Here is an 18,125-nt window from a genome sequence, read left to right as displayed (position 1 = left end):
TCCGTAAAAACCGACCGCTCGCCGGCGGCGGTCTTGGCAGCCCGCGTCCGCACGGCACAATGGCATCGAATCGCATAACGAGGCGTGTAACTGGCAAGCAGGCACTAACCTTCGGCTCATGGGCGGCGCATGGCGTCGTTGCGGATATGTCGCAGGTCGGTGCTTTTTTCATGCCGAGAACCAGCCGGGCATCGGGCCCGCGACACGCCGCAGCATCCGCGCACTCCCTGAGCCGGCGACGAACCTTCCGGGCGCCCGCCCGGAAAAGCCCGCGCCCGCAAGGGCGCACGACCTCAAGGAGGCGCACATGAAGGACAAGATCTTCGGAATCCTTCAGCGCGTGGGGCGCTCGTTCATGCTCCCCATCGCGGTCCTACCCGTTGCCGGCCTGCTTATGGGCCTCGGCAGCTCGTTCACCAACGAGACGACGCTTGCGACCTACAACCTGCTGGGCATCATGGGCCCGGGCACCATCGCATGGGATGTCTTCACGGTGCTGTCGGCCTGCGGCGGCGTCATCTTCGACAACCTGCCGCTCATCTTCGCCGTGGGCGTGGCCATCGGCATGGCCCGCGCCGAGAAGGAGGTCGCTGCGCTCTCGGCCGCCGTGGCGTTCCTCGTCATGCATTCGGCCATCTCGGCCATGATCGACCTCACCGGCGGGGTCGAGCAGTTCATCGACGGCGCCACCGCGAGCGTGCTCGGCATCACCTCGCTGCAGATGGGCGCCTTCGGCGGCATCATCGTGGGCCTCGGCACCTCTGCTCTGCACAACAAGTTCTATAAGATTCAGCTGCCCCAGGCGCTGTCGTTCTTCGGCGGCTCGCGCTTCGTGCCCATCATCTCCACGGTGGTGTTCACGTTCGTGGGCATCGCGATGTTCTTCGTCTGGCAGCCCGTGCAGGAGGGCATCAACGCGCTCGGCTACGCGGTGGCGAGCGCCGGCCCGGTGGGCGTGTTCCTGTTCGGCATGATCAAGCGCCTGCTCATTCCCTTCGGCCTGCATCACGTGTTCTACCTGCCGTTCTGGCAGACGGCCGTGGGCGGCTCCATGGAGGTCGCCGGCCAGATGGTCTACGGCGCCCAGAACATCTTCTTCGCCCAGCTCGCCGACCCCACCGTCACCCACTTCTCCACCGCTGGCACCTGGTGCTTCACCGGTGAGTTCGTCCTGTACATCTTCGCCTTCCCCGGTGCCGCCCTGGCCATGTACCAGGCGGCCAAGCCCGAGCGCAAGAAGGCCGTCGGCGGCCTGCTGCTTTCCGCTGCCCTGACCTCCATGCTCACCGGTATCACCGAGCCGCTCGAGTTCTCGTTCCTGTTCGTGGCGCCCGTGCTCTTCGGTATCTCCACGGTGTTCGCGGGCCTCGCCTACATGCTGTGCTACCTGCTCAACATCACCGTCGGCCTCACCTTCTCCGGCGGTTTCCTCGACCTGTTCATGTTCGGTATCCTGCAGGGCAACGACAAGACGAGCTGGCTGCTCATCATCCCGCTGGGCATCGCGTTCTTTGCCGTGTACTACCTGCTGTTCACCTTCCTCATCAAGAAGTTCGACTTCAAGACCCCCGGTCGCGAGGAGGGCGACGCCGAGACCAAGCTCTACACCAAGGCCGACTACAACGCCCGCAAGGAGGGCAACGCCGCCGACGGCGCCCCTGCCGCCTCGTCCGATGATGAGCGCTCCGCGCAGATCGCCGCGGGCCTGGGCGGTGTCGCCAACATCCGCGACGTCGACTGCTGCGCCACGCGCCTGCGCGTGACGGTGCACGACGGAACCAAGGTCCAGGAAGGCGTGCTCAAGGGCACCGGCGCCGCCGGCGTCATCCGTCGCGGCGAGGGCGTGCAGGTCGTGTACGGCCCGCAGGTGAACGTCATCAAGACGAACCTCGAGGCCTACCTGGCCGCACATCCCGCAAGCTCCGCATCCGATGCCTCGGCCGCCGCTGAGCAGGATGCCCCCGCCGAGCCCGAGACCCCGCGCGAGCCGGTTGCCACCATCACCCTGGGCAGCCCGCTGACCGGCGAGGCCCTGGCGCTCACCGCCTGCCCCGACGCGGTGTTCGCCGAGAAGATGATGGGCGACGGCGCCTGCGTGGTGCCCGCGGTCGGCGAGCTCGTGGCCCCCTGCGACGCCAAGGTCGCCTTCGTGTTCGAGACCAAGCACGCCGTCGGCTTGGAGCTCCCGGACGGCACGGGCGTGCTGTGCCATGTGGGCATCGACACCGTCAAGCTCGGCGGCAAGCCGTTCACGGCGCACGTGGCGCAGGGCGATGAGGTCAAGCGCGGTGATACACTGTTGACGTTCGATCTCGACTACATCCGCGAGAACGCCCCCAGCATCTCCACGCCGGTGCTCATCACCGACATGGACGATCGCCACAAGGTCCGTCAGCTTGCGTTCGGTCACGTGAACCAGGGAGACGACCTGCTCGCCGTCGATATCTACGAGGCGTAACAGGGGGCGTGGCTCTTCGGCATCCCGGTGCGCTGCGCGGCCGGGATGCCGCCGCCTGAGGATGACGGCGGGGTCGGCGCATCGCGCGCGACAACGAATTGACCAGCGCTTCGCCTAAGGAGACGGCCGTATGTACCGCATCACCAAACCGCTCAACCACAACGCATTGCTCGCGTTCAATATGGACGATGCGCGCGAGTACCTGGTGGTCGGACGCGGCGTCGGCTTCGGGCGCAAGCCGGGCGAGCGCGTGGAGGATTTCGGAGGGGCCGTGGAGCCGCAGCGCTACCTGCTGTCGCAGGCTGCCGGCGGTCGCGGCGACGCGCACGACCTGCTCGCCCGGATAGACCCGGTCGTGCTCGACGTGGCCGAGGGGATCTACGAGGACGTGCGCGACACCTTCGGCAAGGCGGATCCCAAGATGCTGCTGCCGCTTGCCGACCACCTTGCCTTCGCCGTGGCGCGCGTGCGCGAGGGCGGAGGGCTCAGCAACCCGCTCACCGAGGATATCCGCGCGCTGTTCCCGCGCGAGTTCGAGGTGGCGCGGCGAGGCGTGGCCGAGCTGGCAGACCGGATGGGCGTGGAGCTGGGTGACGACGAGGTGGGGCTTATCGCCCTGCACGTGCACTCGTCGCTCGATGACGGCCATGTGGAGCAGGCTATACAGGTCGCACAGCTCACGCGCGCGTGCATCGGCGCGGTGGAACGGCTCACCGGCAGCGCCATCGATGTGTCGTCTTACGACTACAACCGCCTCATGACGCATGTGAAGTACATGGTCACGCGCATCATCCGCGGGGAGCGGCTGAGCATCGACGTGAACGAGACCATCAAGCTGAGCGCGCCCAGCAGCTATCGGGCCGCAGAGGCCGTGTGCGCTGAGATGGAGCGGCTCATGGGCACGCCGGTGAGCGAGCTCGAGGTGGGCTATCTCGCCATGCACATCGCCCGCGTCGCCGGCGAGGAGTCGCGGGCCGCCTCGCACAGGTAACGCTTGCCCTCATCCCCGCGGATGCAAATTGGGGGACGTACCTTCGGCTTGCACTTATGCAAATGGGGGACGTACCTTCGGCGTGCAGAAGTGCATGCGGAAGGTACGTCCCCCAATTTGCATCGGTTAGAGCTTCTTCAGGCGTTCGACGAACGGCTTCAGATAGCGCCGATCGCACCCGTCGAAACCCTCGCGCATGCTCTGCAGCGCGGTGACCTGCCGCGTCTCGCCCTGCTTGATCTGGCTTTCGAGCATGCGGAAGTAGATGCGCATGGCGATCTTGTCGAGTGCGCCGAGCTTTTCAAAGTGAAAATTCCCCTGGCAGTAGCACCAAGGGAGATCGGGATATTCCGCGGCGGGGAAGGAGCGGCGGAACGCCTCCTCGATCTCGCTTTCGGGCCATTCGTCGCACGGCATGGGCGTGGCACCCACGCCCACCACGCCGTAGCGCTTTTCGGGATGGGCGGCCATATACGCCTTGAACTGCTTGGAGCCCTTCATCGAGGCGGCGTGGAACCAGGTGCACAGCACGATCAGGTCGGCATCGGCTCCGTCACGGTCAAGCCGGTCGAGCTGCACGCACGGGCAGCCAAGGTCCTCGGCGAGCCAATCGGCGTAGGTCTGTGCCGAACCTGTTTGAGAGCAGTACACAACAAGCGCGCGCATACAATCCTCCTTTTGGGACGAGTGCCCGCTCGATGCTCAAGGATGCCGTCGTCGTTGGGTCGATGACGAGCTGCGCCATAGCATCGACGGGCGGCTTCATCGCGACGGATCTGATGCTTTCACGGTATATGGAATCCAGGCCTGCAGCCCGGAGATGGCGCAACCCTTACACGTTCCTGATATGCGGATTCCCTCGCGCAGCGCGTCGTTAAGCGTTACGAATACAGGTAGAACAGGTATCTTGCGGTATCCGTGTAGCTCTCGTCGGTCACCTGCCATGTATCGCCTTCGCGCGTGAACTCGAGCATGGCGACCTCTGTTTCGGTGCGCCCCTGCTCGTGGCTGGCGAGCGTTTCGTTGAATAACCGTTGGACCTCGGCGCGCTGCTGGTCGTTGGGCATGACAACCGTGCTGTCGGTCAGGCCCTGTTCTTGCAGGTAGTCGAATACGCGCATATAGAACTCGTCGGTAAAGCCGCGCGCGTCGCGCGTCGTGGCGTCAAAGAACACCGAGCCGTCCGCTTCATCGCCGCTGTCATCGAAAGCGTAGACGTCCGTGATCGTATAGCTGAAGTCGGTGAGAGCCCAGTCGGCATAGCTACCGGGATCGATGCCGAAGTCATAGGGAGTGTAGCCCAGGGTTTGCTGGAACATCTGGGCGAAGTCCTCCATGATGAGAGTGCGGGCGCGGCTGTCCGGGGCGGCGATGGTCTCGAGCAGGGCGCGTGCCTGCTCTTCGACGGCGACTTCGTCATCGGTGGGGTCATCGGGATCTGCGGCATCGGTGGACAGGAACTCGGAATCCCATGCCACCGGCGCATCATCGCCCATCAGCTCCGAAAGGGCCCCGCTGGTGCACATAGGGATGGAGCCGATGCCGAAAAAGACGAGGTCGATGATGAGGAAGATGAGGATGACGGTGCCGCATCCGCATCCGCGCTTCTTGCGAGGGGATCGGGGCTCCTCGGGACGCGGGCTCCGGTTGGTCCAGGGCTTCTGTGGACGCCTCTTGGCAGGTCTGGTTCGGGTTTTTGCGGATGATTCGGATTTATCGGGCGCATCGTAGGCATCGGGCTGCTTAACGGGGCTCTGATATCCGTCCACGCTCTGCGGACCCGTGTCGAGCTGGTCTGCGGGCACCTCATCGGGTGCCTCCCACGGGAGTTCGGGCTCGCCGGCGTTGAACGGGTCGATATGGGAATCATGACGGCTCATGGGCGCCTCGCTTTCCCGTTGGGTTCAATGCTGATGCAAGTATATACCGGCTGCGCGCGCGAGCATGGTAAGCGCTTGGTCAGTGCGAATGGCGGGTGGATTGCTTGGGGACGGGTTCGCTCCAACCCATCGCGGTGAGCTGCTTGGGGACGGGTTCGTTTTAACCCATCCGGCGGCACCTGCGGCCCCTGCGAGCCGGAACGGAAGCGCCCCGTATCCACGGTGGTCTAACAGAGATTTTCGAGAACGCCGTCCCGCGCACGGAGTGTTCGGGTGCGCCCATCGATTGGCTCTGGCGCATAGACGCCCCTCGGCGTAGGGTGAAAACATTGCTCTGCATCCCGCGTCTCCTGACGCGATGGCACAAGGAGGTACGCATGGCACTCGAGCATCTGAAGGCAACCGATCCCGAACTCGCGGCCCTGATGGACGCCGAGCTCGGACGGCAGCGCACCTCCATCGAGCTCATCGCATCGGAGAACTTCTGCAGCCCTGCCGTCATGGAAGCGGTCGGCAGCGTGCTGACCAACAAGTACGCGGAGGGTTATCCGGGGCGCCGGTATTACGGCGGCTGCGAGCAGGTCGATCGCGTGGAGAACCTTGCGCGCTCGCGGGCATGCGAGCTGTTCGGCTGTCGCTTCGCCAACGTCCAGCCGCATTCGGGCGCGAACGCCAACATGGCGGCGTACACGGCGCTCATCAAGCCGGGCGACACCGTGCTCGGCATGAGCCTCGATCAGGGCGGCCACCTCACTCATGGAAGCCCGGTCAACTTCTCGGGCAGCCTGTATCGGTTCATCCCCTACGGGCTCAACCTCGAGACGGAGACGATCGATTACGACGAGCTCGAGCGCCTAGCGCATGCCGAGCGCCCTGCGCTGATCGTCGGCGGGGCGAGCGCCTATCCGCGCACGATCGACTTCGAGCGCATGGCCGCGATCGCGAAAAGCGTCGGCGCGCGCCTCATGATCGACATGGCGCACATCGCCGGCCTCGTCGCGACCGGCGCGCATCCGTCGCCGGTGCCGTACGCGGATGTCGTGACCTCGACGAGCCACAAGACGCTGCGCGGGCCGCGCGGAGGGTTTATCCTCACGAATGACGAGGAGCTTGCGCGCGCCATCGATAAGGCGGTGTTCCCCGGCACGCAGGGCGGACCGCTCATGCACGTGGTTGCGGGCAAGGCCGTGGCGTTCGGGGAGGCGCTGCGCCCGGAGTTCGCCGTCTACATCGACCGCGTGGTCGCCAACTGCGCCGCCATGGGAGAGGGACTCACCGAGGGCGGGCTGCGCCTGGTGTCCGGCGGCACCGACAACCATCTGTGCCTGGTGGACCTGACGCCGGCGGACGTGACGGGAAAAGACGCGGAGCGCGTGCTGGAACGGGCGGGGCTGACGGTCAACAAGAACGCGATCCCCGGGGAGCCGCGCTCTCCGTTCGTGACCAGCGGTATCCGCGTGGGGTCCGCGGCCGCCACGACGCGCGGTTTCACCGAGGCGGAGTTCCACGAGATCGGCGCTCTGATTGCGCGCACGGTGTTCCATGCGCAAGACGACGAGGTCGTGCGCGCCGTCCGCGCCCGCGTGGACGAGCTGCTCGCCGCGCATGCGCTGTACCCCGGGTTATAGGCCGGTAGCGGGTCGAAAACGACGAGGCAGCGTCCTCGTGCCGGTGCTGCCGGCGCGAGGACGCTGCCTCGTTACCCATCGGTTTCGTTCGAGCGGTTTCCTATCCCCAGAAATCGTCGTCGCCGTCTTCTTTGGGCCCGCGGTCGACATAGAGCTTATGCGTGCGCTTCTCGAGCACGAAGGCCACGATGCCGAAAATGAGGATACCTGCCACGAACAGCACGGCTACGCCTTCGCGCGTGCCGAACAAAAAGGAAAAAAACGCGTCCATCTGATGCCTTCTCGCCTTCTTACTTCGGAAAAAACTCACACAAGTATATACTTGCCTGTGCACAGTCATGACGCCAACCTGAATTGCACATCGGTGCAGTATTCGGGCGGGCGCGTTCCAACTGGAGGCATCATGCTTGACATCAAATATGTCCGCGAGAACCCTGACGCGATCGATACCGCCATGGCGCATCGCCAGACCTCGTGGGACCGTGAGAAGTTTTTCGAGCTCGACGACGAGCGCCGCTCGGTGATCGCCGAGGTGGAGGAGCTGCAGGCCACGCGCAACGCTGAGTCCAAGAAGATCGGCGTGCTCATGCGCGAGGGCAAGCGCGACGAGGCCGAGGCGGCCAAGGAGGCCGTGCGCGAGGTCAACGAGAAGATCGAGGGCCTTGCCGCCCGCCGCTCCGAGCTCGAGGCGCAGCTCACCGATTTCATGGCGCACCTGCCCAACCTGCCGTATGAGGCGACCCCGGTGGGCAAGGACGAGACCGAGAACCCCGAGCGCCGTCGTTGGGGCACGCCGCGCGACTTCGCTGCCGAGGGCTTCGAGGCCAAGCCGCACTGGGATCTGGGCACGGATCTCGGCATCCTCGACTTTGAGCGCGGCGCCAAGCTTTCCGGCGGTCGCTTCACGGTGCTGTCCGGCGACGGCGCCACGCTCGACCGCGCTCTCGAGAGCTTCTTCTTGAACACGCACCTGGCTGCCGGCTTCCGCGAGTTCATCCCGCCGGTGGTCGTCAACCGCGAGATCATGTACGGCACGGGCCAGCTGCCCAAGTTCGAGGACGACGCCTACCACGTGGGCGACGACCAGTTCCTGATTCCCACCGCCGAGGTTGTGCTCACCAACCTGCACGCCGGCGAGGTGCTCGACGCCGCCGACCTGCCGCTGTGGTACACCGCGGGCACCCCGTGCTTCCGCGAGGAGGCTGGTTCCGCCGGCCGCGATACGCGCGGCATCATCCGCCAGCACCAGTTCACCAAGGTCGAGATGGTCAAGTTCGCCACGCCCGAGACGTCGGACGACGAGCTCGAGTCCATGGTCGCCGAGGCCGAGCACATCCTGCAGCTGCTCGAGCTGCCCTATCGCGTGATCAGCCTGTGCACCGGCGACCTGGGCTTCTCCGCGCGCCAGACCTACGACATCGAGGTGTGGCTGCCGAGCTACAACAGCTACAAGGAGATCTCCTCCTGCTCGAACTGCGGTGACTTCCAGGCTCGCCGCGCCAACATCAAGTACCGCGATCCCGAGCACTTCAAGGGCACGCGCTTCGTGCACACGCTGAATGGTTCCGGTCTGCCCACGGGCCGCACCATGGCCGCCATCATGGAGAACTACCAGAACCCCGACGGATCCATCACGATTCCTGAGGTCCTGCGCCCCTACATGGGAGGCCGCGAGCGCATCGAGCCGCGCGCGTAGGTGAGGCGAGTACCATACGCAAGCAAAACGGCGACGAACCGATGGGGTTCGTCGCCGTTTTTGTGGAAGAGCCCCGCGGCGCTCCCGATGGCGGGGGCGCCGCGGGGTTATCGGGCTTCTGCTACCGTCCCCAGCGCTCGAAGAACGACAGGGCGTTCTCGTAGCACAGCTTGCGCGTGATCTCCTCGCCGAAGCGTTCGGCAAAGACCGCTTGGAGCTCGGGCGCCTTGGCGGCAGACGAGATGCAGGACGGCAAGTCCGTCCCGTCGAAGTCGCTGCCGAGGGCGACCGAGTTCTCTCCGTCCAGATCGAGCCAGTGCTCAACGTGACGGCACAGGTCGTCGAACGTGGGCTCGACGGACGAGGCGTCGTCGCGCAGGAAGTCGGGACAGTAGTTGAGGCCCACCACGCCGCCGCGGTCGCGGATCTCAGCGAACTGGGCGTCGGTGAGGTTGCGCGGATGCCCGCAGACGGCGCGGCTGTTCGAATGGCTGGCGACAAAGGGGCGCTTCGTCAGGCGTAGCACGTCTGCAAAGCAGGTGTCGTTGAGGTGCGACACGTCGAGAACCATGCGCGCGTCTTCCATACGGCGGATGATCTCGGCTCCCAGCTCGGTGATGCCCGCTTCGGGCGCGTCGTTGCCGCTTGCGAGCGGACCGCGCGCATTCCAGCTCAAGGAGGCCATGAGCACGCCTTCGTCTGCAAGCGCGCCGACGAGGTCCGGATCGTCGGCGAACAGGCGCGCGTTCTCGATGGTGCGCACGGCCACGTGCCCGCTCGATTCCAGGCGAGGGCGGATGTCCGCCGCGGTGCGCGCCTGCGCGATGCGGTCGGCGTGCGCACGGATCTCATCGTCGAGATGGCCCATGACGTGACGGTAGAACGCGATCGACTCCTCGGGGGAAAACTCGTCGTAGATAAAGCAGGCGAAGCACTGCGCCCACGGGATATCCCCCATCTTGTTGAGCGAGAGGTGGCAGCCGTTATCGTCGAGCGCGGTGTCCTCGGCGGCGGCAGGGTCATCGGGATTGAACTGCGCATGGCCCGCACGCTGGTAAAACAGCGGGTCGAGTGAGGGCCAGGCGATGCGGTCGGCGGTGTCGCAGTGCATATCTAACACGGGAAATGCCATGAAAGCTTCCAATCGTCCAGGGTACGGGTGCCCAAAGCATCCTAGCACCTCTGCGCTGAGAAAGATTGCAATCTTTCAAAAACACGAACACATGTTCTTATTCTATGGTACAGTAATAGCGTACACATGTTCGATAGAGGAGGAGCGATGGACGAACGGCACGAGACGAGGGTTCTGCTCTATGAAAGCGGTCCGGATGAGGAGCGGCTGCGCATCGAGGGCATCATCGATCATGTGGGGTCGCTGCGCGTGCGGCAGACGAGTGCCGGACCGCTTACGCGGTGGTGCTTTGAGGAGACGCCCCATGATGTGGAGATGAGCATCGATGCCGAAGGGGTTCGGGCGCTCGCAGCGCTGCTGGAGCTTGACGCCGCGGAGCAGCTTCCCGCTGCGCTTCAGATTCGGTTTGCCGGCTACGACGGGGCGATGCGGCTGCGGGAGTGCCTGAAGGAGGGCGGAGTGCCCTATGCCGTGAGCGAATCGCGGATCGTCCGATAGGGAGGTGCCGGATACGCGCTTTCGTGCGTCTCGGGATCGCGGTGCGCGGAAGCGATTGATCGGTGCTTCCCTAGAATTTGACGCAATTGTGAAGAACGCCACAGACGAGATGTATCTTGTTTTCGCAGGTAGTTGAGCATGGCAAAAAATATTTTCAGAAAAGTGGGATTCGCGCTTGACTCATGGGCCCTCTGAGAGCATTATATACCTCGCGTTGCGGCGTTACCTCAGCTGGATAGAGGGTCTGACTACGAATCAGAACGTCACAGGTTCGAATCCTGTACGCCGCACCAGTTGAGATTGAAAGGTGCTCTTCGGAGCACCTTTTTTGTTATGTATGCCTTGCGAAACCCGAGTTCGGAGCTGCGGGTATAAAGAGTCGCGTGACTCCCATCGAGATCTTTCGCCAGACGGGACATCTTGCGCTTGCGGGGCCCTCATGCCTCGCCTGTCGCCGAAAAGGTCGATGCAGCGTGTAAAAATGCGCTCACAATGGGATACAAGGCGTTAAACGGGCGTGTGCGAGAAGCGTGGAAGAGGCTGTGGCTATGGAGACGGGGACAACGATCAGGCTTTCGTTCTTGGCGCGTCGCAAGCGCCTTCCCGTGCTTCCCGAGCAGCCGTCGGGCACGGTGTTCGGCATCGTGTGGGATGCATGCCCTATCCCTCAGGGCTTTGTGTGCTACATCGTTCAATTCATCGAGCGCTCCCGCGCCAAGATCATGGGCCTGGTGAGCGGCGACGGGCGCGTGTACCGGGCGCTTGCGCCCTCCGACGATGTCCCCGCCGACGAAGACGCGTGCCTTATATTGGTGCGCGAGCGGGGAAACCGTGTCGGCGACGTCTACGTCAAGTCCGACAACGGGCGTCTGGTCCATACGAGCGCGTTTCGGGGGTCCACGGCGGGCACCATGCGCGAGGTCGCGGAAGAGGCGACGTGGAATACCGAGCACAGCCTGGTCTATCGCGAGTTCATGGCAACGATGTTCCTGCGCCACTGCGTCTTCCACGCACCGGCGGTCCATGTGTCCGCAACGGATGATGCGGGTGAGGCAACGGTGCCGCGAACCGAGCAGCTGGCGGCGCCGGTCGAGATCTTCAAGGGCTTTCGCGAGGCGCTTCTCACCGACGCGATCTCAGCGCTCCTGTTTCGTATCGAGCGCAACGAGCACCCCTCGGGAATCGAGAAGTTTGCCCACAGCCTGTTCTCGGAAATCGACCTGGCTCGTCTGCGCACGCTGGTGACGGTGGGCGAGGTGAGCCTCGCCCATATCGAGAACATGGACGGGTTCTACATCAACCTCAACCGCGAGGCGATGTCGCCCGAAGACGTGGTGTTCCTCTACGGGGTCGAGTCTCGTCTCAACCGCGTGCTGGCGGTGCTCAAGAGAATCGGCGTGGGGCTGTCGCCTGCCAGTACCTCGCCATCCGAGGAGGCGTGCTCGCTGCTCGACCGCATGGGGTTCGAAGAGGTGACTTCCCACGTCGGGCGGCTGATCCGGGAGGGCGACCACGCGCCGCGCTGCTCCTGGAATGCGCCCGGCACGGTCGCGTGCCAGCCTGGCGGCGAATGGGATGTCCGGATGCATGTGGCGGAGCTCTGCGAGGGGCTCAACCTGCTGGTGCGCCTGGAGTACCGCTTTGACTACTGCGAGGAGTCCCACCGCATCGCCCTGCAGTTCACCAAGATCTCCGCGACGTCGATGCCGAGCTCGCTGTACGACGAGGCATCCTCCTCGTGGACTGATGTCGATGACGGGGCGAGGGAGCGCGCGGCCGCCGAGTATGGATGCCGCATCGTGATGGTGCTTGCCGCCGCGGCCTTTGCGGCGAGCCCCACGATCTCGAACTGCTTGGTGGAGAAGCATGATCCTATTGGGCAGACCTATAGGTCGTTTGCGTTCAATAGGACTGCCTTTATGGTCGATCTGCTGCCCAAGGCGCTTGAGCTGGTGGGCGTTCCGCTGGCGACGGGAGGTGCTGCGAGCGCGCTTCGCGCCTCGGAGACCTCTGAGCGCTTTCGCCGCATCGCCGCGCCGGAGCGGACCGCCGCGCCCCGTGATGATGCGCGTAGGCTGCCCGAGGCGCTTCGCGATCTTCTGCACGCGGATTTCGCGCGAGAGCTCGAGGTCGTTGAGGACAAGGACGATGAGTTCGTCATGCGCTTCGCGCAGCTCCAAGGGGAGGGTCCTCTCGATCCGGCGCAGGCGGAGGCGAAGCTCGGAGCCTTTATCGATGAGATGCAGACGGCGTGCGCCGTCTCGGAGCTGGAAGAGGACCGGCCGGTTCGAACGCAGTTCTGCGAGAACCATCTGGGGCGCATCCTTTTGCCCCTGTTCATCGACGATCCATCGGTTCGCGTGCTGCGTGCACCCGACGCGCTCTTCTTCGCGCAGTACGAGCTCTGTTCGATGTACCTCAATTGCGGGGCGGTCGAGCAGGCGATTCTCGAGGCCCGGCGGCTGCTGGACATGGCGACGACGTCGATGCAGGCGCATTTCACGCTCATCAGCGCGCTGGCGCGCCAGAAGATGTTCGATGAGGTCATCGATGTCGCCAAGCACGGGCTGCGGGCTGCGTACGACCGCGACGCCATAGCGTATCTGTTCTATCGGCTGGCCTTTGCCTATTGGAACGAGGGCGACAAGCTGACGGCGCTCGCGTGCTATCGACTGGTGCCTGCGGGGGAGCAGATCGCCGCGGTGGCGCAAGAGGAGGCGCGCGAGCTCATGAACCGGATGGGGCTGGCTGAGCCCCTCGGGTTCGCGGAGGCCGTGACGATCGCCAAGGCGGCGGGCGTGCCGATTCCGCCGACCGACGAGCTGTACAACCAGGTGGCGGATGCGGCGGTCCAGCTGATGGATGCCGGCTTTCTGTACCTCGCCGCGCGTTGCGTCTACGCGATGTGGCGGATGTACGGCAAAGATGAGCTTGGTGTGATCAGCAGGTCGTTGCTCTTTGAGTAGCGTCACGCGCTGGATGCTTGCTTCGGCGCTCCAGGATTCCTGCCGCACTTCCGTTGGCCCTGCAGATTCATGAAAAAGTAGGAGGGCAATCAGTTCTTTCCTGGGGAAATGTCGAAGCCGGGTTAGGTTTTTCATGAATTGCCGAGCCTCTTTGGGGGCACGTCGGGGATGAAGGCTTCTGTGCGCGTTTGGGCGAAAACGTCCGTCGTCCTCGCGGCGGCGAGCCCGCGGCTCTAGCTGGAAGAGCTGGGGATTCGGCCGCCGCTTCGCTGCGGCCTTCCGCTGCGGAGGCCCTGCGGGCCTCCTTGCGACCCATGCTGGCAAAGGCGCTTTCGCGCTTTGCTCACCATGGGGCCCTCCCGGGTTCGAATCCCCAGCGCCCTCGACAGCAAAAAGCCCGCCACCACGAGGGTGACGGGCTTGTGCATTCAACTGGCGGAGAGCTGGGGATTCGAACCCCAGATTCCCTTGTGGGGAATACTCGCTTAGCAGGCGAGCACCTTCGGCCTCTCGGTCAGCTCTCCGGAACAGTGACGCTAATATTAGCGCACAGATGCGTACCTATGCAAGAAGAATTTGCACACGCGTCGAGCCTGCACAACATGCCCGCCTTCCCGACTGTCCAAGCCCCGGCGCGCTTCTGCGATTACTCGAAGAACGTACCGTCGATGACGATGTCGGCATGATGGGCGGCGATGGCGTCCCATGAGAAGATATCGATAAGCTGCTCGGCCGAGCGCGGGGCTGAGTCAGGGGCGATGCCCGCGGCGCCGGCGAGCCGCCCCAGCAGGCGCTCCGGCGTATCGAATGCGCGCTTGAGCTCGCCCATATCGCAGTCGTGCTCGCGCTTGGAGAGCCTGCGCCCGTCGGGGGCGATCAGCATGGGCACATGGGCGTAGGCAGGCTGCGCGAAGCCGAGCAGCCGTTGCAGGTACATCTGGCGCGGCACGGACGAGAGCAGATCGCGGCCGCGCGCGACCTCGGTAACGCTCATCTCCGCATCGTCTACCACGACGACCAGCTGGTAGGCATACACGCCATCGCTGCGCTGGATGAGAAAGTCGCCGCAGTCGCGGGCGAGCGTTTCCGTTTGGGTGCCGTAGACGCGATCGACAAACGAGATGGTTCCCGCGGGGTCGTCCGCATCGGGCACACGCAGGCGCAGCGCCGCCGGGCGGACCCGCTGCCGCTCTTCGATCTGCTGTGCGGTCAGGTTGCGGCACGTACCTGCATACACGGGCGTGCCGTCGCTTGCGTGCGGTGCGCTGGCGGCATGGAGCTCCGCGCGCGTGCAGAAGCAGGGGTAGGTGAGGCCGTCCGTGTGAAGCTCGGCGGTCGCCTCCCGGTACAGGTCGAGGCGATCATGCTGGTAGATGGGGCCTTCGTCCCAATCGAGCCCGAGCCATCGGAGGTCGTCTATAATCTGCTGCGCGCGTTTGGGGTCGCAGCATCGAGGATCGAGGTCTTCGATGCGCAGGACCATACGACCGTTTTGGGAACGCACGGAAAGCCAGGCTGCCAGCGCCGAGAAGATATTACCCAGATGCATGCGGCCCGAAGGGGAGGGGGCGAAGCGTCCGACAGGCGTGTGATACATTAACGTGTTGTTAGATGGTACAAGTTCCATTGCGTGTACTTTCGCTGGGTCGTATTGTCGTCTGCTAATGCGTCGGGAAGTGCGATACGGCACAATGATACCCACATCGGGTTGGGAGGTAAGAGCGTGAGCGAGTCGACAACTGGTCGGGAGAGCATAGAGAAGGCTATTCGGGCGATTGGATCCGGCCTTTTGAGTGACGAGGATGTCACTGCCCTCGCCGCTGCTTCGCGCATTCAACATTTTGGGAAGGGCGATCAGCTCGTTTCGGTCGGCGAGGTTCCGACGGCGGTGACGCTTCTGATATCCGGCGTGGCGCGTGGGTACTACATCGATGCTGCGGGCAAGGACGCCACGGACTGCATCGCGTGGCGCCCCGGCGAGGTGCTTACCCCCGCGGCGGGTCTCCAGACCCCCTCGCCCGTGTTTCTCGAAGCGGTGAGCGCCATCGACGTCCTCATGATCGACATGAAGTGCATCATCGATCTGCTTGAAACGAGTCTCGGCCTTAACAGGCTCTACAATCTCCTGCTGCTGCGCTCGTGGGATTATCACTGGGCGATCAAGCGCGTGGTCAGCCAATGCAAGGCCAAGGACCGCTACCTGTGGTTCCTGAAGGAGTTCCCCGGTGTGGTCGACATCGTTCCCGGACGTCACATCGCAACGTTTTTGGGCATGACCCCGGTGACCCTCTCGAGGCTGCGCTCGGCATTGCGCGCCGAGGAGGACTGACGGCGGACTGACGGCGGACTGGGCTGCAGTATTGATTGTTTGACGCCTCTACGAAGTGGGGGCGTTTTCTTTTATGTATTAGTGCGTGATGGTGAGCTCGCGGTCGGCCGTTAACAATAATCAACGATGGTATTATCCAGTTATTTTTTGATAATAGTCGGAGGATATGCGACCGATTTATTCGACCGTCCGGAGAAAAACAAGCTCCCTTTTAGCTATTTATAATGCAACCCCCTAAATCGGGATTCTACAATCCGCGCAACCGCCGTTTCGCGCATTGCGCGTCGCTGTTGTGTTGCTGCAGTTCCTCGGGAAGAGGTTCTTGATAGGGGGTTACAACATGAATAGGAAGCATCTGCATATCGCCGTCACCGCCGGTCTGATGGCCGCGTTGTCGCTGGGCGCGGCGCCCGCATTTGCGGAAGAGACCGTGCCGAGCACTGTCGAAGAGACGACTGGTGAGAGTGCCGGCTACAACGCGTCCGCGATGGCGACGGAGGCTCAGGATTCCATATCGCGGAGCTCTAGTATTCCTGGCTTGCCCGATCACGCTGACCCGGGGGATATCGTTTACCAAACTCAGCCGTCAATGATATATGAAGCGGTTGCCGACGAGGACGGGGTTACCCACTATTCCGTCAACGCCGTGGAGGGATATCTCGAGTTTCCCACTTTACGGGTATTCAAATACGAATGGCACCAGTGGGCTGACGAGCAGGGCAATCCGACCGGAGAAGGGGACTGGATCGTTCAGAACGCTTACGGCACGGAGTGCGAAACAACGTGGACTGTATCCGGATATGATGGGGAGCTCGCTGATCTTCCGGCGGGAACGTATACGGCTGTCGGGACGACCGTGAGCGATGAGGAGGAATTTTCTGGCCAAGCCCTCGAGGTGACCGTCAACATCGTCGAAGCCGATCAGGTGGCTGCGGCGAACTGGAATCCAGGGCCCTACACGTACTTCACGACTGATGATGGGAGCTGGACAGATCTTTATCCGACAATGTGGTGCACACTCTACGATGGCAGGAGCTTGGATCTGGCGGTTGAGTGGGATCCCATCGACATGTCGGATTTTGAGCAACCGGGAACCGTGGTACAAAACGGGAAGATTAAGGGCACGGATATCCCCGTGTATGTGACGTACAACGTCTATAAACCCCTTGGGGTTGGTTCGGTATCGGATATGTGGACTTTTGCAGGTTATCCAGATATATACGATACGCCAGAAGTCTTCGTGCTTGCTGAGGGTCCAAGCGGCACAGAGGAGGTTTCGCTGTCGCCCGGTGCGTGGACGGAATGGGATGACGCGCAGGTTGACTATGATACGCCGGGGGAATATAAGATTACCGGAAACTTGGTCTGCGGAGATACGTCCTATCCGATCTCGTCTACGGTCATGGTGTACGAGATGCCGGATGAGTTCTCCGATTTCATGTTCTCGGATTCCGGAAAGAGAGCTATGAGCGTGTGGACCGAACCTGGTGAGGCACCTCTTCTTCCGGCGTATATCTGGGCCGCAAACCCTGCCGGCAACGGGTCGGACATCTACGATTCCGAGGAGTTCGATATCATCTGGGACGAGGTCAATCCCGCCCTGTACGCCGAGGACCGGCTGAACACGTCCTTCACGGTCAAGGGGAAGATATCGACCCCCGCTCGCTTTGCAGACGAGGAGCCGATCGTTCTGCCCGGTATCGAAGTCGAGTGCACGGTGTACGTCGCCGACCTGGCGCAGGAGTTCGTGCCCGAGATTGTAGCCATGCCCGGTGTCGCCCCCGAAATCCCGAGGCAGATGACGGTAAAGTCGTCCGATGGACGCGAGTATACGTTCACAAACCTCTATTCTCCGGTACCAGAGGAGCTGTACAGCACGCCGGGCAACACGTTTACAGTCGACGTGCAGATGCGCGAAAACACGTTCGGTGCGTACAGTTACGGCACGATCATAAACCGAACGATAACGGTGCATGTCGCCGATGCCGCTGGGGTGGTCGCGGATGACGCCGCGGCAGACAGCCTGCTCACGCTTACATGCAAGCAGGGTACCGTTCCGGAGCTCCCCCAGATGTTCCCCGTGGAGCTCGAGAACGGTAGCGTCGTGCCGGCGGCAGTCGAGTGGGAGGAGCTTTCCGCCGACCGGTTCAGTGAGCCCGGTGCCACGGTCGACGTACATGGAACGGTTCAGAACGCAGAGTCGCTTCCAGAGGAAGCGCAGATCGCGCTGGCGGCAACCGGCGGGCAGGTCGTCGCCAAAGTGACGGTTGCCTCCTCTGAGATCAAGCCGATGTGCAGCTTTATCGAGCCCGAATATGCGTACATCGAGGTCGGATCGAGTGTCGATGTGAACGATGTGGCATTCGGTCACTCCGAGGTCACGGCCGTCTTGTCCGATGGTAGTTCGTACGCATCGAGTGTTGTTTGGGACGTCGATGGCTTGGATTTGAGCAAACCCGGGTCATACCTCTTGGAGGGCGAGCTGCGGCTCGACAAGACGGAGTTCGCGATGTTCCCGGATGGGGATATCGCGTACATGTACGTGAA

At 63.2% G+C, this 18,125-nt stretch carries 13 protein-coding genes and 2 tRNA genes; 9 read left to right on the top strand and 6 right to left on the bottom strand.

Going from position 1 to position 18,125, the window contains the following annotated elements; genetic code table 11:
• The first annotated feature begins 307 nt into the window (after positions 1–307).
• Together QVN30_RS03910 and QVN30_RS03905 are read left to right on the top strand one after the other, a co-directional pair.
• Positions 308–2,458: a PTS sugar transporter subunit IIABC gene (locus QVN30_RS03910; RefSeq protein ID WP_204539966.1), complete on the top strand. Its 2,151-nt coding sequence runs from the start codon at positions 308–310 to the stop codon at positions 2,456–2,458.
• Positions 2,459–2,588: 130 nt separating this feature from the next.
• Positions 2,589–3,449 (top strand): PRD domain-containing protein, encoded by an 861-nt coding sequence (locus QVN30_RS03905; protein ID WP_289835537.1) that lies wholly within the window; start codon positions 2,589–2,591, stop codon positions 3,447–3,449.
• A gap of 126 nt (positions 3,450–3,575) precedes the next feature.
• Here QVN30_RS03905 and QVN30_RS03900 read toward each other — a convergent pair whose 3' ends face one another.
• Together QVN30_RS03900 and QVN30_RS03895 are read right to left on the bottom strand one after the other, a co-directional pair.
• Entirely contained in the window at positions 3,576–4,115 is a 540-nt protein-coding gene (locus tag QVN30_RS03900) for a hypothetical protein (RefSeq protein WP_066828851.1), read from the bottom strand.
• Between the two features lie 215 nt (positions 4,116–4,330).
• Positions 4,331–5,329 (bottom strand): hypothetical protein, encoded by a 999-nt coding sequence (locus QVN30_RS03895; RefSeq protein WP_289835536.1) that lies wholly within the window; start codon positions 5,327–5,329, stop codon positions 4,331–4,333.
• Between the two features lie 377 nt (positions 5,330–5,706).
• Between QVN30_RS03895 and glyA the strand changes: the two genes are divergently transcribed.
• Positions 5,707–6,957: a serine hydroxymethyltransferase gene (gene glyA / locus QVN30_RS03890; protein ID WP_289835535.1), complete on the top strand. Its 1,251-nt coding sequence runs from the start codon at positions 5,707–5,709 to the stop codon at positions 6,955–6,957.
• 100 nt (positions 6,958–7,057) lie between these two features.
• On the opposite strand, the gene QVN30_RS03885 is transcribed toward glyA, so the two are convergent.
• Positions 7,058–7,228 carry a DUF6724 family protein gene (locus QVN30_RS03885; RefSeq protein WP_187119094.1) on the bottom strand — a complete coding sequence of 57 codons (171 nt, stop codon included), beginning with the start codon at positions 7,226–7,228 and terminating at the stop codon, positions 7,058–7,060.
• Positions 7,229–7,360: 132 nt separating this feature from the next.
• On the opposite strand from QVN30_RS03885, the gene serS reads away from it, so the two are divergent.
• On the top strand, positions 7,361–8,653 hold the full coding sequence (gene serS, locus QVN30_RS03880) for a serine--tRNA ligase (RefSeq protein ID WP_066828844.1): 1,293 nt from the start codon (positions 7,361–7,363) through the stop codon (positions 8,651–8,653).
• A 121-nt stretch (positions 8,654–8,774) separates the two neighbouring features.
• Here serS and QVN30_RS03875 read toward each other — a convergent pair whose 3' ends face one another.
• A complete protein-coding gene (locus QVN30_RS03875) occupies positions 8,775–9,764 on the bottom strand; it encodes a dipeptidase (protein WP_289835534.1) in 990 nt (329 codons plus the stop codon).
• A gap of 168 nt (positions 9,765–9,932) precedes the next feature.
• Here QVN30_RS03875 and QVN30_RS03870 point away from each other — a divergent pair, with 168 nt between their 5' ends.
• The 3 genes from QVN30_RS03870 to QVN30_RS03860 all read left to right on the top strand — a co-directional run bounded on the left by QVN30_RS03870 (position 9,933) and on the right by QVN30_RS03860 (position 13,249).
• Positions 9,933–10,283, top strand: coding sequence for a hypothetical protein (locus QVN30_RS03870; protein WP_289826701.1), 351 nt, complete (start codon positions 9,933–9,935; stop codon positions 10,281–10,283).
• A 216-nt stretch (positions 10,284–10,499) separates the two neighbouring features.
• A tRNA-Arg gene (locus QVN30_RS03865) sits at positions 10,500–10,576 on the top strand.
• A gap of 255 nt (positions 10,577–10,831) precedes the next feature.
• Complete coding sequence (locus tag QVN30_RS03860; protein ID WP_289835533.1) at positions 10,832–13,249, top strand: tetratricopeptide repeat protein; 2,418 nt, start codon at positions 10,832–10,834, stop codon at positions 13,247–13,249.
• Positions 13,250–13,682: 433 nt separating this feature from the next.
• Here QVN30_RS03860 and QVN30_RS03855 read toward each other — a convergent pair.
• Together QVN30_RS03855 and gluQRS are read right to left on the bottom strand one after the other, a co-directional pair.
• A tRNA-Ser gene (locus QVN30_RS03855) sits at positions 13,683–13,773 on the bottom strand.
• 122 nt (positions 13,774–13,895) lie between these two features.
• Positions 13,896–14,846, bottom strand: coding sequence for a tRNA glutamyl-Q(34) synthetase GluQRS (gene gluQRS / locus QVN30_RS03850; protein ID WP_289835532.1), 951 nt, complete (start codon positions 14,844–14,846; stop codon positions 13,896–13,898).
• Positions 14,847–15,038: 192 nt separating this feature from the next.
• On the opposite strand from gluQRS, the gene QVN30_RS03845 reads away from it, so the two are divergent.
• Together QVN30_RS03845 and QVN30_RS03840 are read left to right on the top strand one after the other, a co-directional pair.
• Complete coding sequence (locus QVN30_RS03845; RefSeq protein WP_087200188.1) at positions 15,039–15,578, top strand: Crp/Fnr family transcriptional regulator; 540 nt, start codon at positions 15,039–15,041, stop codon at positions 15,576–15,578.
• 340 nt (positions 15,579–15,918) lie between these two features.
• The coding region (locus QVN30_RS03840; protein ID WP_289835531.1) for an Ig-like domain-containing protein at positions 15,919–18,125 on the top strand (2,207 nt) is incomplete at its 3' end.

Origin of the sequence: Collinsella ihumii, assembly GCF_030385545.1 — a bacterium.
Taxonomy (GTDB): domain Bacteria; phylum Actinomycetota; class Coriobacteriia; order Coriobacteriales; family Coriobacteriaceae; genus Collinsella; species Collinsella ihumii.
The sequence above is the reverse complement of the archived record's forward strand: the minus strand, read 5'-3'. Positions and strand labels throughout refer to the sequence as shown.